At 61.6% G+C, this 14,754-nt stretch carries 16 protein-coding genes; 7 read left to right on the top strand and 9 right to left on the bottom strand.

The genetic code is table 11. The annotated features are described in order from the left end of the window. Positions 1 to 7 precede the first annotated feature (7 nt). Positions 8 to 682 (bottom strand): HAD-IA family hydrolase, encoded by a 675-nt coding sequence (locus JV201_RS10005; RefSeq protein ID WP_003219982.1) that lies wholly within the window; start codon positions 680 to 682, stop codon positions 8 to 10. 243 nt (positions 683 to 925) lie between these two features. On the opposite strand from JV201_RS10005, the gene JV201_RS10000 reads away from it, so the two are divergent. The 5 genes from JV201_RS10000 to JV201_RS09980 all read left to right on the top strand — a co-directional run bounded on the left by JV201_RS10000 (position 926) and on the right by JV201_RS09980 (position 4,571). Then, positions 926 to 1,138, top strand: a complete 213-nt coding sequence (locus JV201_RS10000) for a phage infection protein (protein ID WP_102368534.1) — start codon at positions 926 to 928, stop codon at positions 1,136 to 1,138. Positions 1,139 to 1,299: 161 nt separating this feature from the next. After that, entirely contained in the window at positions 1,300 to 2,070 is a 771-nt protein-coding gene (locus JV201_RS09995; protein ID WP_008438701.1) for an alpha/beta fold hydrolase, read from the top strand. 111 nt (positions 2,071 to 2,181) lie between these two features. Further along, positions 2,182 to 2,439, top strand: coding sequence for a DUF2790 domain-containing protein (locus JV201_RS09990; RefSeq protein WP_003219985.1), 258 nt, complete (start codon positions 2,182 to 2,184; stop codon positions 2,437 to 2,439). A gap of 51 nt (positions 2,440 to 2,490) precedes the next feature. Then, entirely contained in the window at positions 2,491 to 3,162 is a 672-nt protein-coding gene (locus tag JV201_RS09985) for a heavy metal response regulator transcription factor (RefSeq protein ID WP_003219986.1), read from the top strand. After that, positions 3,159 to 4,571, top strand: a complete 1,413-nt coding sequence (locus JV201_RS09980) for a heavy metal sensor histidine kinase (protein WP_003219987.1) — start codon at positions 3,159 to 3,161, stop codon at positions 4,569 to 4,571. The genes JV201_RS09985 and JV201_RS09980 overlap by 4 nt, the downstream gene beginning before the upstream one ends. On the opposite strand, the gene pcp is transcribed toward JV201_RS09980, so the two are convergent. The 8 genes from pcp to JV201_RS09940 all read right to left on the bottom strand — a co-directional run bounded on the left by pcp (position 4,564) and on the right by JV201_RS09940 (position 12,080). After that, a complete protein-coding gene (pcp, locus tag JV201_RS09975) occupies positions 4,564 to 5,211 on the bottom strand; it encodes a pyroglutamyl-peptidase I (RefSeq protein ID WP_008438704.1) in 648 nt (215 codons plus the stop codon). The two genes, JV201_RS09980 and pcp, sit on opposite strands and share 8 nt — an antisense overlap. A gap of 7 nt (positions 5,212 to 5,218) precedes the next feature. After that, positions 5,219 to 6,169, bottom strand: a complete 951-nt coding sequence (locus JV201_RS09970) for a DUF979 domain-containing protein (protein WP_102605117.1) — start codon at positions 6,167 to 6,169, stop codon at positions 5,219 to 5,221. Next, on the bottom strand, positions 6,166 to 6,879 hold the full coding sequence (locus JV201_RS09965; protein ID WP_177048065.1) for a DUF969 domain-containing protein: 714 nt from the start codon (positions 6,877 to 6,879) through the stop codon (positions 6,166 to 6,168). Before JV201_RS09965 ends, JV201_RS09970 begins: the two co-directional genes overlap by 4 nt. Positions 6,880 to 7,216: 337 nt before the next feature. After that, positions 7,217 to 7,642 carry a GNAT family N-acetyltransferase gene (locus JV201_RS09960; RefSeq protein ID WP_219406826.1) on the bottom strand — a complete coding sequence of 142 codons (426 nt, stop codon included), beginning with the start codon at positions 7,640 to 7,642 and terminating at the stop codon, positions 7,217 to 7,219. A 51-nt stretch (positions 7,643 to 7,693) separates the two neighbouring features. Then, positions 7,694 to 8,458, bottom strand: a complete 765-nt coding sequence (locus JV201_RS09955) for an IclR family transcriptional regulator (protein ID WP_102605119.1) — start codon at positions 8,456 to 8,458, stop codon at positions 7,694 to 7,696. A gap of 117 nt (positions 8,459 to 8,575) precedes the next feature. Beyond that, a complete protein-coding gene (locus JV201_RS09950) occupies positions 8,576 to 9,895 on the bottom strand; it encodes an MFS transporter (RefSeq protein WP_256344772.1) in 1,320 nt (439 codons plus the stop codon). Positions 9,896 to 9,942: 47 nt separating this feature from the next. Then, positions 9,943 to 11,142 carry a CaiB/BaiF CoA-transferase family protein gene (locus JV201_RS09945; protein ID WP_134326085.1) on the bottom strand — a complete coding sequence of 400 codons (1,200 nt, stop codon included), beginning with the start codon at positions 11,140 to 11,142 and terminating at the stop codon, positions 9,943 to 9,945. Further along, the gene (locus JV201_RS09940) at positions 11,139 to 12,080 is read right to left on the bottom strand and encodes a hydroxymethylglutaryl-CoA lyase (RefSeq protein WP_023659009.1); all 942 of its coding nucleotides are present in this window, start codon (positions 12,078 to 12,080) and stop codon (positions 11,139 to 11,141) included. The genes JV201_RS09945 and JV201_RS09940 overlap by 4 nt, the downstream gene beginning before the upstream one ends. 320 nt (positions 12,081 to 12,400) lie before the next feature. On the opposite strand from JV201_RS09940, the gene JV201_RS09935 reads away from it, so the two are divergent. Together JV201_RS09935 and JV201_RS09930 are read left to right on the top strand one after the other, a co-directional pair. Next, positions 12,401 to 13,327, top strand: coding sequence for an SMP-30/gluconolactonase/LRE family protein (locus JV201_RS09935; RefSeq protein ID WP_219406825.1), 927 nt, complete (start codon positions 12,401 to 12,403; stop codon positions 13,325 to 13,327). Positions 13,328 to 13,435: 108 nt separating this feature from the next. Continuing rightward, positions 13,436 to 14,722 carry a CitMHS family transporter gene (locus JV201_RS09930; protein WP_003219998.1) on the top strand — a complete coding sequence of 429 codons (1,287 nt, stop codon included), beginning with the start codon at positions 13,436 to 13,438 and terminating at the stop codon, positions 14,720 to 14,722. Positions 14,723 to 14,754 lie beyond the last annotated feature (32 nt).

Raw genomic sequence — 14,754 nt, 5'->3', positions numbered from 1 at the left:
CCTTTTTTTACGCCAGGCGCTGTAGATGCAACAGCCCGGCTTCGTCCCGCTGAACCTGTAGACGCTCATACCCGTCAATCGACGGATGCGCGGTGACCATGGGCACAAGGTGGGTCGACGTCACCACCATCACATCGGCCCCCGCCGCCTCGCCGGCGCGAATCCCGACGCTGGCATCCTCAAACACCAGGCAGTCCTGTACCGGTACTCCCAGCCGTTGCGCACCGAGCACATAACAGGCCGGATCCGGCTTGCCGCTGGCGACATCCTCCGCGGTGACCAGCACCGCCGGCGGGTTGATCCCGGCCGCCTGCATACGGCGCAGAGCCAGTGCCTTGGGGGCAGACGTAACCAGCGCCCATTGATCGCCGGGCAATGCGTTGAGGAATTCCACCGCGCCCGCAATCGCCACCACCCCTTCCACATCCTCAAGTTCAGCCTCGGTAATCCACTGCGCCTCAGCCTGCGCGTCCACACCGGGCAACGCCTGGCGGGTGATGGTATCGATGGCCCGGGCACCATGGATGGTCTTCAGAAAAGCCTCGACATCCAGCCCATGGCGTTCAGCCCAGGTGGCCCATACGCGCTCGGCGGCGGCAATGGAGTTCAGGAGTGTGCCATCCATATCGAACAGAAAGGCGCGGTAACGGTGGGCGAATACAGCTGAATCGCGGGTGGACACTGCTCGGCTTCCTCTTGCTTTCGTCACCCGGTCTTGGGCGCTGACGAACCACTTGCCTGGTGCAATCTACGGATCGGCCCAAACGCTGTAAACCTTCCCGTGGTTTGTATCGGACTGTATGGGAACCCCGCCTGGATACGCGAACCCGCATTTCGCCATGCCTGGGCACACATGGCAGATACACCCCGGCGATTAACTACGACCACCAGCCAATCCGGCTGACTCACGCATAGGAGCCTCATCATGTTCAATCTCTCGAAAGCTTCGTCCCTGGTACTCGGCCTGACTGTCATCGCGGGCCTCGGGCTGTCATCCATGGCGTCGGCCGACACCCACGCTGGCGCGGTCAAAGACCAGTCATCCCACCTGCTCGCCGAGGGCGGCGCAGATCGCCTGCACGAACGCGGCCTGGCGGAAGGCGGCGCTGAACGCCTGCAAGCAGCCCGTACTGTCTGATGGGTCACCGTCCAACCAGGGCAGCCTTCCGGCTGCCCATTGCATTACAAACTTGTCATCAAGCTGTCAGTGTTGCCCGCACCCTCACTTCATACAGTGAAGTCGTCAGTCACCCACAGCGGGTGACCCAACTTCCCACTGAAAATGAAGCGAGCCCGCCCATGAAACCTGCAAGCAAACTCTGCCTGATCGCCGCCAGCCTGTTGATGCTGGGGACCGGCGCCGCCGTGGCCGGCCCGATTGCACCGGTGAAAGCCAATAACGTAGTGCTGGTACACGGCTCCTGGGCCGACGGTTCCAGTTGGTCCGAAGTGATTACCCGCCTGCAGGCCGCAGGCTTGCATGTAACCGCCGTGCAAAACCCGCTGACCTCGGTGGCGGATGACGTCGCTGCCACCAATCGCGTACTCGATCAACAGGACGGCCCTACCGTGCTGGTCGGCCATTCCTACGCCGGCACCGTGGTCAGCGACGCCGGGGCCAACCCCAAGGTCAGCTCCCTGGTATACGTCGCCGCCCGCGCTCCGGACGCCAACGAAGACTTCGTCGCCCTGTCCGCCAAGTACCCAAGCACACCCGTGCGGGCCGGTGTGGTGGAGCACGACGGTTACCTGACCCTGAACCAGGACGCCTTCCTCAAGTACTTTGCCGCCGACGTACCCCACGCCAAGGCCATGGAGCTGTACGCCGTGCAACAACCGATCGCCAAGACCCTGTTCAGCGGTCGCACCGTCAACGCCGCGTGGCACACCAAGCCGTCCTGGTATGCGGTGTCCAGCAATGACCAGACCATCAACCCGGACCTGGAACGCTTTCTCGCCAAGCGCATGAACGCCACCACCATCGAGGTGCCATCGAGCCACTTGTCCCTGGTTTCCCACGCCAAGGAAATCACCGACCTGATCCTCGAAGCGTCCGGCCGCCAGCCTTAAGCCCTTCATTACGATCTTGTCATCATCCTGTTGGCTGGCTGTTTGTGTCGCCTGGTTACTGTGAACTCACTGCCGGATACCGGCAGCCAACCCTTAAAGAGAGATACCGCCATGAAACTGTTTATCCTCGGCTTTGCTGCCCTCCTCGCCACCGGCTCGGCCTTTGCCGATACCACCGCCACCACCTCGGTGATCCATGACACCCCCGGCTTCTTCATGCACATGGACGTGGCCAAAGTACTGTCGAGCACCGATACCTACGGCCAGTGCGGCATTGTCCCTGCGCGCCTCGACTACCTCGACAGCCAGGGCCGCGAACACGTGCTGGACTATCAAGTACAGGGCATCGGCTGCCCCAATGACAATTGATCGGGCTACACTTGCGCCACGCAAGAACTGCACATCACCAGGGCGAATCCCATGAATATCCTCGTAGTCGAAGACGAGCCCAAGGCGGGCAACTACCTGCTTAACGGCCTGCAGGAACTGGGTTACTCCGTGAGCCTTGCCCGCGATGGCGTGGACGGGTTGCACCAGGCCCTGGAAACCCCGTTCGACGTGATCGTGCTGGACGTGATGATGCCGAAGATGGACGGCTGGGAAGTGCTGCGTCGCCTGCGCAAGGAAGCCGACACGCCGGTGCTGTTCCTGACCGCCCGGGACGATATTGCCGACCGCATCAAGGGCCTGGAACTGGGCGCCGACGATTACCTGATCAAGCCGTTTTCCTTCGCCGAACTGGTGGCGCGCCTGCGCACCCTGACCCGGCGCGGGCCAAGCCGTGAAGAAGAACACTTGCAGATCGCCGACCTGCAGATCGACGTGCTCAAGCGCCGCGTCAGCCGTGGCGGCGTGCGCATCACCCTGACCAACAAGGAGTTCGCCTTGTTGCACTTGTTCGCCACCCATCAGGACCAGGTACTCTCGCGCTCGCTGATCGCCTCAAGGGTGTGGGACATGAATTTCGACAGCGACACCAATGTGGTCGACGTGGCCGTGCGCCGCCTGCGCCTGAAAATCGACGACCCGTTCCAGCTCAAGCTGATCCATAGCGTGCGCGGCATCGGCTATCGCTTCGATACGCAACCATGAGCAAGCCCCGGCATTACTCCCTGACGCTGCGCCTGGCGCTGATCTTCGCCCTGCTGGCGTTCGCCCTGCTGGCAACCCTCGGCGTGGCGCTGTACCGCGACCTTGAGCGCGAACTGATCCACCGCGACGACGCTGCGCTGATCTACCGCGTCGACCAACTGCGCAACCTGCTGAACGACAGCAACACCCTGGACCTGATCAAGACCAAGCCCGAACTGTTCCAGAACATGCTGGGCAACCGCGAATCGGTGCTGAGCATCGCCGCACCCGGGCAGAAACCGCTGCTGGAAGTGAACCCCGGCAACATCGACATGCCCGACGTTGCACCGGTGCCCCGGGACCACGCCCTGGAATTCGCCGACGTGCAGCATTTACCCGGCGTCAATGGCGTCCCCTTCTCCACCCTCGCCGCGACCATCGATTCAGGCGACCTGGGCAGCCTGCAAGTCACTACCGGGCGGTTGATGACCGAGCGCACCGCAGTGCTCGCCAGCTACCGGCTGAGTGTCTATATCCTCGCCAGCATCGCGGCATTGGTACTGGCGGTGGTCGGTTACCTGATGGTGCATCGCGGCCTGCTGCCATTGCGGCGCCTGGCCGTGCATGCCCAGGGCATCGGCGTCGGCAACCTCGCCGCGCGCCTCGACAGCCACGGCGCCCCCAAAGAACTGCTGCCGATGATTGATTCGTTCAACACCATGCTCGAACGCCTGGCCAAGGGTTTTGTGCAACTGGGCCAGGTCTCCACCGACATGGCCCACGAACTGCGCACGCCGATCAATAACTTGCTCGGGGAAACCCAGGTGGCGCTGCAGCAACACCGTAGCATCGAAGCCTACCAGCAACTGCTGGCCTCCAACGTCGAAGAACTCGAACGCCTGGCGCGCATGCTCGACAACATGCTGTTCCTGGCCCGCACCGACCCGGCCAGTGCGCTGCGCCAGCGCCAGGAACTGGACGCGGCCGATGAAGTGGAACGCATGGCCGACTACTTCGAAGGCCTGGCGGGCGATGTCGATATCAGCATCCTCGCCCAGGGCGCCGGTGTGATCTGGGCCGAACCGATGCTGCTGCGCCGTGCCCTGGCCAACCTGTGCGCCAACGCCATCAAATATGGTGCGCCCGCCTCTGAACTGCTGATCCAGGCCACACCCTGCGCCGAAGGCATCAACCTGACGGTGACCAACCACGGCGCGACCATCCCGGCGGAGCACTTGCCCAGGTTGTTCGAGCGGTTTTATCGCGTGGATGAATCACGGGAGCGTTCGGCGCATTCCAATGGATTGGGGCTGTCGATTGTCGCGACCATCATGCAGTTGCATAACGGCCGATACAGCGTGAGCAGCGAGAACGGTGTGACCTGCTTCGCGTTGTTTTTCCCGGGACGCGAAGCCGAAAACCTCAGCTGACTTGCCCACCCGTTTCAGTGATATCCACCAGGGTATTCCAGGCCGTCAGCAGCGCAATCCGCAAGCCCTCGACCTGCATCGGCAACGCCATCGAGGCCGGCTCGGGTATTCGGCCCACCACCTGCTCGGGCAGCCACGGCACATGGATGAAACCGCTGCGTACCCCTGACCCGGCGAGCGCGTGCTGCAACAGATAGAACACCTGGTTGCACACGAAAGTGCCGGCGGTTTGCGACACGCTGGCCCCAATGCCGGCCTCGCGCACGGCCCTCACCATGGCCTTGCTCGGCAAGGTGCCGAAGTAGGCCGCAGGGCCGCCGGGCAGCACTTCCGTGTCGACAGGTTGCTCACCCAGGTTGTCCGGGATCCGCGCGTCGTTGAGGTTGATCGCGACCCGCTCGATGGAAATATCACTGCGCCCGGGGCCCAGCCCGACAGCAATGACCATCTGCGGGCGGTGTTCGGCCAACAGCTGAGCCAGGCGCTCGCCCGCCGTGGCAAAGGCACAGGGTAACTGCCGCGCGACAATCCGCACATCAGCGCCCAGCTGCACACCCTCCAACAGGCGTACCGCCTCCCAGGACGGGTTGACAAGGTCTTGGTCAAACGGTTCGAAACCCGTCAGCAATACAGTGCGCATTACAGCCTCACATCAGCAGGTAGAGCAGGACAATATTGACCACCAGCATCATCAACGCGGTCGGCATCTGTGCCTTGATGACCGCGTTTTTATCCGGCAGCTCCAGCAACGCTGCCGGGACAATATTGAAGTTGGCCGCCATGGGTGTCATCAGCGTACCGCAGTAACCGGAGAACATGCCGATGGCAGCCATCACCGCCGGGTTGCCGCCGTAGATGCCTACCAGCACCGGTACGCCAACGCCGCCGGTCATCACCGGGAAGGCGGCAAAGCCATTGCCCATGATCACGGTAAACAGTGCCATGCCCAACACATACACCATCACCGCTACCAGCTTGTAATCCAGGTTGATATAGGTGGTGGTGATGTGCGCCACCGCTGTGCCCACGCCCGCTTCGTTGAACAACAGCCCGAGCATCGCCAGCATCTGCGGCAGCACCATCGCCCAGCCCAGCGCTTCGGTGAGGCGCCGGGATTCGCGAAGGGCTTGCACCGGGGTGTCCCGCGTCAGCCAGCAGGCCAGCGCCAGTGCAATCAGGCAGCCGATACCCAGGGAAACAAAGGTGGTGTTCTTCGGGTCCAGCAGCGGCACGCCGCCGATCTCGGTGTGTTTGAGCAATACCGAGCCGATCACCGTGGTCAACGGAATGGCCAATGCCGGGATAAACAGTTTATGCCCCAGGCGACCAGCGCTGGCCCGTGCGGCCTTGTCATGCAACTGGGCATGCGCGCCGCGACCTACGCCGCCCAGGCCCGCGATGAGTGCCATCACCACCACGCCCACGCCGACCACCACCGAGGGCAGGCGCTCCCCCACCAGGAAGGGAATGGCAAACAGCAGCCAGAACAACGAACTCGACCAGCGCCTGGGGTGGGTGCGATCCATCAGGATCATCCCGGCGGTGATCACCAGCAGAACGCCGGCCAGCCAGTACAGGTATTGAATGGAAATGATCATTGCGCCGCCTCCGCTGTGTTGGCCGGTAACAGCTCTCGGGTCAGCATTCGGTCAAAGCGGTGCAAGCGCATGGCGTGAATGATGAAGGCGCAGATCGCCGTCGGGATGCCCCAGACCGCAATGTGCAGAGGCTCGACATCAATCCCCGAACCCAGCAGGAAGGTGTGCATCAACGCAATCGCACCAAAGGCGACGAAGATATCCTCGCCAAAAAACAGCCCCACGTTGTCGGTCGCGGCACACATGGCCAGGACCTTGTGGCGAAGCTTGTCGGGGAGTTTGCCATAGCGTTTTTCCGCCGCGCCTTCCGCCATCGGCGCCAGCAACGGGCGCACCATCTGCGGGTGCCCGCCCAGGCTCGTCAGGCCCATGGCCGCTGTGGATTCACGCACAAACAGATAGATGATCAGCAAGCGCCCAACCGTGGCCCGCTCAAAGCGCGCGATCCAGTTTTGCGCATGCAGGCGCAAGCCATGACGCTCCAGCAAGCCAATGACAGCCAGTGGCAACAACAGGATCAATTGCAAGGCGCGGGTCTGGAGGAAGCCGTCGCCCATGGTGGCGAGGATCTTTTCCAGCGGGAAGTGGGCGGCAAACCCGGTGGCAATCGCTGCCGCCGTGACGACCAGCAGCGGATTGAAGCGCAACACAAAGCCGACCACGATGACGAGTACGCCAATCAGCGGCCATAGGTTCACAACAGTTTGCATGGTGGTGAGGTCCTTAAGTGCGCGCTGCGGCGCCAGTAAAGCAGGTAGTGAACAAAGGGTTCACTGCAAGAAAACGGCGTGCAGCCCGGCTCGATTTTTTATTGTTGACCTGGAAGGTCGAGCGTCAGTGGCCGCATCTTTGCTGCTTGGGGAGGGAGGTGTCCAACAAGAAAAATTGTTGCTGCAATCCAATAAAGTTTGTGGGTGTTTGAAGCGTTAGAGGGCATTTGTCGGCCCGTTTGAAGAGAAGGCCCAGGCGCAGAACGTGCTCAGGTACTTGAAGTCCGATAAAGGGCTGGACGGCTTGGTCACGTGGCGGTCGGTGACCCGCCAGCCCTCAGGCCAGGTGCTTCTGGAAAAAGTGGCGCGTGTGCCCTGGCGGGTACTCGGCAATATGCCCGAACTCGCTGAAACCCAGCCTCCGGTAGAACCCGGGCGCCTGGAAGCTGAAGGTGTCCAGCCAGATCCCCGCACACCCTTTCTCCCGTGCCAGCTCCTCAGCCGCGTGCATCAGCCGCGAGCCCATGCCTTGAGTGCGCATTGACTCAGGCACGCTCAACAGCTCAATGAACATCCAGCCATAGGAAATTTTCCCGTACAGGCCGCCCACCACTTCCTGGCTCACGGGATCGCGCAACAACAACCCGAAGGTTTCGAACGGGTTCTCACCGCACTGGCTGATGTTGTACGTCCGCAGCGGCTGGAGGATGGCCTGGCGCTCTTGCTCCGTCACCTCAAACGACAGTTCCATTGCCACGTCCATCTTGATCGTCCTGTGTTGAATTCCAGATCAGCCCACAAAAACACCACCCCTTCAAGGATTGAGTTTTTCCAGGGCCGCTCGCAACTCGGTGTTGTTGCCCCCCAACGCGCTGGTGGCGATCGCTGCGTTGCGCAGCAGGATCGATGCGGCGTGGGGGATGTGTTCTTTCAGCAATCGGTCGGAGGGGCCCGACAGCGTCAACGCGCCCTTGAGCTCACCGCCCATTGCAAATACGGGGACGGAGACGGCGGTGGTTTCCGGGTCGCGTTCACCGAACGAGCAGGCCCAGCAGCGTTCACGCTCCTGAGTCAGTGTGGCGTCACCCTGGCGTGAGAACGCGCGCAGGACCTTGCCGGAAGCCCCGGCATGCAGCGGGAACCGCGCGCCTTCCAGCACCGAGACCCGCACCGCGCGCTTGGGCTCGACACGGAACAACACCACCCGGCTGCCGTTTTCATAGACGTAAAAAGACGAGGTCTCGCCGCTCTCTTCGGTGATGGATTCCAGCAGCGGCAGGATCACATCCCGCAAGCGGAACGAGGCTTGATATAGCTGGGACAGGCGCAGAGGTTCAGGCCCGACGGCGTATTGGCCGTCACTCAAGCGCCGCACAAACCCGGCTTTTTCCAGCGAGGTGATCAGGCGCAGGATGGTGCTTTTATACAAGCCGGTGCGCCGGGCGATCTCCGCCAGGCTCAAGCTCTCCTGGTCGATATTAAAGGCCGCGAGAATGGAAAACGCGCGATCGACTGCAGCAACGCCGCCTTCCGGACTGCCGGCTTGATCAGCAAGACTGTTGTTGGGTTCGGTACTCATGGCCACTCATTGGGTATTCATCGCCGGCGCAAGCGGCGGCATCATTGCCGTCCCGGTCGCGCCAGACACTTTCAGTCGCCGTAACATACCCTTTTGCGTCGGGGTGCAGCCACCGCATTATGCGTCCCGCAGGAAAAGCCGCAGCGACATAACCATCGCGGCCGCGACGAACATGATGCACCCCATCACCATCAGGCCCGCCGTGAACGAGCCGGTGTAGTCCTTGAGAAAGCCCATCAGGTAGGGCCCGACAAAACCGCCAAAGGCACCAATCGAGTTAATCAGCGCAATACCACCGGCAGCGGCCTGGCCACGCAGGAACTTGCCCGGCAAGGTGTAGAAAATGGTCTTGCCGGCAATCGTCCCCACCAGCGCCAGGGTGATCCCGGCCAGGGCGGCCACCAATGTGTCCATCTGCAAGGCGACCAATAGCGCCAGGCCAGCCAGCAGCATGGCCACGGTCAGGTTGAAAATCCCCTTGCCGGTGCGGTCCACGTGTTTCGCCCAAACCAACAGGCCGATGGTTGCAAAAAAGTAGGGAATCGCCGCCACCCAGCCAATCATGCTGATCTCGACACCGTGGGCCTTGAGCATCTGCGGCAGCCAGATTCCAATGCCGTAGGAGCCCAGGGTAAAACTGAAGGTAATCGAGCTGAGGATCCACACCCGAGGGTCTTTCAGGGCAGCCTTGAAGCCGTGGCGGTGCTGGCCCTGGCTTTGCTCTTCAGCCAGCAAGCCGGTGAGCACGGCACGTTCCTGTGCCGACAGCCATTTGGCTTCGGAAGGCTGGTTGGTCAGCACTTTCAACGTGATCAGCCCGAGGATGCACGCCGGGACGCCCTCGATCAGAAACATCCATTGCCAGCCTGCCAAACCCCAGATGCCGTGCATTTGCAGGAGCCACACCGACAGCGGGCCGCCCACTAGGAACGAAATCGGCGTGGCCGCGGTAAACCATGCCAGCACCCGCGTGCGGTACTGCGCAGGAAACCACAGGGTCAGGAAAAAGATCACGCCGGGAAAGAACCCGGCCTCGGCCACACCCAGCACCAGGCGCATGGCGTAGAAGCTGTAGGGGCCGACGACCCAGGCGGTGGCAGCCGCCGCAATCCCCCAGGTAATCATGATGCGCGCCATCCACCGCCGGGCGCCAAAGCGGTACATCGCCAGGTTGCTCGGCACCTCACACAGGCAGTAGCCAACGAACATAATCCCCGCACCCAGGCCGAATTGCGTGGCGGTCAAACCCAGCTGTTCGGTCATTTGCAAGGCGGCGTAGCCAACGCTGGTGCGGTCCAGGTAGTTGAAAAAGTAAGCCAGGGCGAGCAGCGGGATCAGACGCCAGGCGGCCTTGTGCAGGACGCGGGTTTGCTCTGCATCCAGCACCACGGCGGTGATGGCTGGGGCGCCTGATGCAGGTGTCGTGACAATTGCCATGACGGGTTTCCTCGACATTATTGTTATTGGAATGGCGACAAAAGGACCTAGCGGACCACGCCACGAGCGCGCAAGGCGTCGACATCCCTGGCGGCATAACCCAGCTCTTCAAGTAACGCCTGCGAATGGCTGCCCAGTTGTGGCACGTTCAGGCGCGTATCGAAACGCCGGCCATTCATTTCAAACGGCAGCATCGGCACCTTCACTTCCTCGCCGTTATCCAGCGTCAGGTGCGCCAGGCCGCCGGAGGCATTCAGGTGCACATCGTCAAACAGATCCTGAGGCCGCTGGATCGGCGAGAACGGCAAGCCGGCCTGCTCGCACATGTCCATGATTTGCTGCTTGGGCAGCGTGGCCAGCCGCTCCCGCACCAGCGGCAGGATTCGCGAACGGGCATGCACACGCTGGGTGTTGCGCGCCAGTTCGGGGTCGCTGCCCAGTTGTTCAAAACCAAACGCCTGGCAGAAGCTCAGCCATTGGCTGTCACTCACCACGCCCATGAACACCTGCTCGTCATCCCGGGCGTTGAACACGTCATAGATCGCCCACGCTGAAAGACGGCTGGGCATCGGCGCTGCCGGCTGGCCGGTGGTCGCCATCTGCATCATGTGCTGGCCGACCAGGAACGCGGAGTTCTCGAACAGGCCGGTCTGCACAAACTGGCCCTCCCCGGTCGCCTTGCGTTGCCACAGTGCGGCCAGGATCGAGATGGCGCTGAACATCCCGCCCATCACGTCATTCACCGAGGCACCAGCGCGTAGCGGGCGGCCTTCGGGGCCGGTCATGTACGCGAGCCCGGACATCATCTGCACCACCTCATCCAGTGCAGTGCGGTGTTCGTAAGGGCCCGGCAAAAAGCCTTTCATGGAGCTGTAGATAACGTCGGGCTTGATCGCCTTGACCTGCTCAAAGCCCAGGCCGAGTTTTTCCATGGCGCCTGGACGAAAGTTTTCGGTGACCACGTCGGCGCTTTCGATCAGCTTGCGCACCGCCGCCATCCCTTCCTCGGTCTTGATGTCGACGGCGAAGCTTTTCTTGTTGCGGTTGTAGGTCATCCAGTAGCCGGCGCCCGAACCGGTCAACCGCCGGGTGTTGTCGCCAGCCGGCGTCGGTTCGACCTTGATCACTTCGGCACCAAGATCGGCCAGCACCAGCCCGCAGGTCGGGCCCATGACCATGTGCACAAACTCGACCACGCGGATGCCCGCCAATGGCAGCGCCTGGATCTTGTGATTCTGCGTGTTCATCGTACAGCCCCTGCGTAGTGGAAGTTCTTGCCCACGCCGGCATCCGGAATGAACCCGTAGAGCGGCTCGCCTGGCAGGCCTTTTTGCAGCCATTCACGTGCCGCCACCAGCTTGTCGATATCGACGCCGGTACGCAGGCCCATGGATTCGAGCAGGTAAACCAGGTCTTCGGTCACGATGTTGCCCGACGCGCCCGGCGCATATGGGCAGCCGCCAATCCCGCCCTGTGAGGCGTCGAACGTGGTGACCCCCACATCGAGCGCCGCCAGCACATTCGCCAGCCCCTGGCCGCGGGTGTTATGGAAATGGGCACTGCCAGCCTTGGCGCCGATTTCGCTGTGCAAGCGGATAAACGCCCGGCGCACCTGAGCCGGGTTGGCGTAGCCGACGGTGTCCGCCAGCCCTACCTCATCCACGCCCAGCTCGGCCATGCGCAGCGCCATGCGAATCACATCGTCCTCAGGCACTTCGCCCTGGATCGTGCAACCGAATACCGTCGACAACCCAGCCTCCACTTGCACCTTCGGGAAGTGTTCGTTGCGCAGGGCAATGACCTGGCGAACCTCCTCGAACACCTGTTGATGAGTCTTGCGGATATTGGCCAGGGAATGCGGCTCGCTGACGGAGATCGGCAGGGTGATTTTCTGCACGCCGGCGTCGAAAGCGGCCTGGGCGCCCTTGAGGTTCGGCACCAGCGCCGTGACAAACACGTCCCGGCGTTGACGCATATGCACCACTAAGTGCGCCGCATCGGCCATCTGCGGCAGCAGCTTGGGGGAGACGAATGAGCCTATCTCGATTTCCTTGAGGCCGGCGTCGGCCAAAGCCGTTAGCCACTGCAATTTCAGCGCGGTAGGCATCGTCGCGGCGACGCTTTGCAGGCCATCACGCGGGCCTACCTCGCTGATCAGAATGTCGATGTTTTTATTAGGGGTCATCACCAGGCCTTTAAAGGTCAATTCGTATTTGTTCTATCTGACAGAACGATGTTCTGAAATAAATAATGAGCGCGTTAATTTTCACTGTCAACATCCGAAAAGCGCCCAGCGCTTTTTACTTATATTTGGTTGATCAGCGGGCAAGCCAATTCATTGCATTGGTCTGATATGGCAAAAGACAGGGTTGACAGCCCAAGAAATAACCTCGACATTTGTTCTATTAGAAAGCACATCGTTCTATCCAGCAGAACAAAACAATAATGAGACAAGGCTTACCTCCTTTTCAGAGGTGCCTTGCCCGTTCCGTAGGAGTTGATCCTGTGAGCCTGTATGCCCCGCCTCGTGATTTGCCCACTCGCGTCTTCAGCACATTGCCGCAGGTTTTCTGCAAGGACGGAGACTCCGAGTGGGTGCACGCCAACAAACCCGGCCAGCGAGTGAAAAGCTTCCTCGAAGGACCGTCCTTCGATGTGCAGGGCAATCTCTATGTCACGGACATTCCCTACGGCCGGATCTTTCGCATCGACCCGCACGGCAACTGGACCCTGGTGGTGCAATACGACGGCTGGCCCAACGGCCTGAAGATCCATCGCGACGGGCGTATTTTCATTGCCGACTACAAGCACGGCATCCTGACCCTGGACCCTGCCAGTGGCGTCATCACACCGTTTCTGACTCACCACCGCAGCGAAGGCTTCAAGGGTGTGAACGACCTGTTCTTCGACGCTGGCGGCAAGCTCTACTTCACCGACCAGGGGCAGACCGGCCAACAGGATCCCACCGGTCGTGTATTCGCCTACGACCTGGAAAATCAGACGCTCACCTGCCTGATCAACAACGGCCCGAGCCCCAACGGCCTGGTCATGGACCTGGCGCAAAACGCGCTGTTCGTCGCCATGACCCGGGGCAACGCGGTGTGGCGCCTGCCGATCCAGCGCGACGGCGGCACAAGCAAAGTCGGGATCTTCACCGCACTGGCGGGCGGCGTGAGTGGCGCCGACGGCATGGCCCTCGACGCGCTCGGCAACCTCTACGTGTGCGATGCCGGCAATGCCTGCGTCTGGGTATTCGATCCCCACGCCGTACCGCTCTATCGCATCCGCAGCTGCACCGAGGGCCGCACCCTGACCAACCTGGCGTTCGGCGGCGAGGGCAACCGGCAGCTGTTCATCACCGATTCGTCGACCGGCTCGATCCTGGTCGCCGACCTGGAGCACGCCGGCCAACCGATGTTTTCCCACCTCTGAATTCACCGGCACTGAACGCTGCGCGCAGCACGCAGGGACTTCGTTCGCCCTGAAAAAAGCCGGCAGTCACTTGCCTGCGCCCTATAAGACCAACAAGAAGGCACACCCATGTTGATATTCCTGAGCTACGCCATGATCGTCTGCTTCATGTACCTGATCATGAGCAAGCGCCTGTCACCGCTGGTGGCGCTGCTGCTGGTACCGATCGTCTTCGGCTGCCTGGCCGGCTTCGCCCCGCAACTGGGCGGCATGATGTACGACGGCCTGAAGATGCTCGCCCCCACCGGCATCATGCTGACGTTCGCGATCCTGTATTTCTGCCTGATGACCGACGCAGGACTGTTCAACCCGCTGATCAAAGTGATCCTGCGCCTGGTCAAGGGCGACCCGCGCAAGATCGTGGTCGGTACCGCCGTACTTGGCCTGTGTGTAGGCCTGGATGGCGACGGCGCCACCACTTACATCATTGCGACCGCTGCGTTTTTGCCGCTGTACCGGCTGACCGGCATCCGCCTGCAAGTCATGGCCACCGTGCTGCTGATGTCGATTGGCGTGATGAATATCCTGCCGTGGGGTGGGCCGTTTTCCCGGGCGGCCAGTGCGATGCATGTGGACATCACCGAGCTGTTCGTGAGCATGGTACCGATCATGCTGGCCGGTGCAGTGTGGGTGTTGTTCGCCGCCTGGTGGCTGGGGCGCATGGAGTTCCGCCGCCTGGGCAAAGTGAGCATCAGCGAGGAAGAAGTGCTCAAGGGCTATGCGCACATCCGCCTGGGCGATCCGCGCTTTCTGTTCAACGTGGTGCTGACCATCGCCCTGATCACCTGCATGATGATCAGCCTGATGCCCTTGCCGATCCTGTTCATGATCGCCTTCGGCCTGGCCTGCCTGGTCAACTTCCCGTCCATCAAGCAGCAAAAGGAAGTCATCGCGCGGCATGCCGACAACGTGATGGCGGTGACCTTGCTGATCTTTGCCGCGGGGATTTTTGTCGGGATCATGGGCGGCACCGGCATGGTCAAGGCGATCTCCGACAACCTGATCGCGCTGCTGCCGCAACAGTCCGGGCCTTACCTGTCGGTGATCACCGCGCTGCTGAGCATGCCGTTCACCTATGTGCTGTCCAACGATGCATTCTATTTCGGCGTACTGCCCATCTGGGCACAGACCGCTGCCCACTACGGAATTGATGCGAAGGAAATGGCGATTGCCTCGCTGATCGGTCAGCCGGTGCACTTGCTCAGCCCGTTGGTGGCCTCGACGTACCTGCTGTGCGGCCTGCTGGACATCGACTACGGCGACAACCAGCGCGTCTCGCTGAAATGGACCGTGGGCACGGTGATGGTGATGTTGCTGGCGGCGATTGCGATAGGTGCAATCACCGTCATCAACTGAGGAACGACTGTCGCGGGCGGGACAGTCCTGCG

It is taken from the genome of Pseudomonas sp. Colony2, from assembly GCF_019382755.1.
In the GTDB taxonomy this organism is placed as follows: domain Bacteria; phylum Pseudomonadota; class Gammaproteobacteria; order Pseudomonadales; family Pseudomonadaceae; genus Aquipseudomonas.
This window is presented reverse-complemented; position numbering and strand designations above follow the sequence as displayed.

Coding starts and splice junctions, on each gene's coding strand:
- JV201_RS09990 (WP_003219985.1), top strand. CDS start 2,182: ATGAAACTGTTTATCCTCGGCTTTGCTGCCCTCCTCGCCACCGGCTCG.
- JV201_RS09985 (WP_003219986.1), top strand. CDS start 2,491: ATGAATATCCTCGTAGTCGAAGACGAGCCCAAGGCGGGCAACTACCTG.
- JV201_RS10000 (WP_102368534.1), top strand. CDS start 926: ATGTTCAATCTCTCGAAAGCTTCGTCCCTGGTACTCGGCCTGACTGTC.
- JV201_RS09995 (WP_008438701.1), top strand. CDS start 1,300: ATGAAACCTGCAAGCAAACTCTGCCTGATCGCCGCCAGCCTGTTGATG.
- JV201_RS09960 (WP_219406826.1), bottom strand. CDS start 7,642: ATGGACGTGGCAATGGAACTGTCGTTTGAGGTGACGGAGCAAGAGCGC.
- JV201_RS09940 (WP_023659009.1), bottom strand. CDS start 12,080: ATGACCCCTAATAAAAACATCGACATTCTGATCAGCGAGGTAGGCCCG.
- pcp (WP_008438704.1), bottom strand. CDS start 5,211: ATGCGCACTGTATTGCTGACGGGTTTCGAACCGTTTGACCAAGACCTT.
- JV201_RS09970 (WP_102605117.1), bottom strand. CDS start 6,169: ATGATCATTTCCATTCAATACCTGTACTGGCTGGCCGGCGTTCTGCTG.
- JV201_RS09945 (WP_134326085.1), bottom strand. CDS start 11,142: ATGAACACGCAGAATCACAAGATCCAGGCGCTGCCATTGGCGGGCATC.
- JV201_RS09930 (WP_003219998.1), top strand. CDS start 13,436: ATGTTGATATTCCTGAGCTACGCCATGATCGTCTGCTTCATGTACCTG.
- JV201_RS09950 (WP_256344772.1), bottom strand. CDS start 9,895: ATGGCAATTGTCACGACACCTGCATCAGGCGCCCCAGCCATCACCGCC.
- JV201_RS09980 (WP_003219987.1), top strand. CDS start 3,159: ATGAGCAAGCCCCGGCATTACTCCCTGACGCTGCGCCTGGCGCTGATC.
- JV201_RS09955 (WP_102605119.1), bottom strand. CDS start 8,458: ATGAGTACCGAACCCAACAACAGTCTTGCTGATCAAGCCGGCAGTCCG.
- JV201_RS09965 (WP_177048065.1), bottom strand. CDS start 6,879: ATGCAAACTGTTGTGAACCTATGGCCGCTGATTGGCGTACTCGTCATC.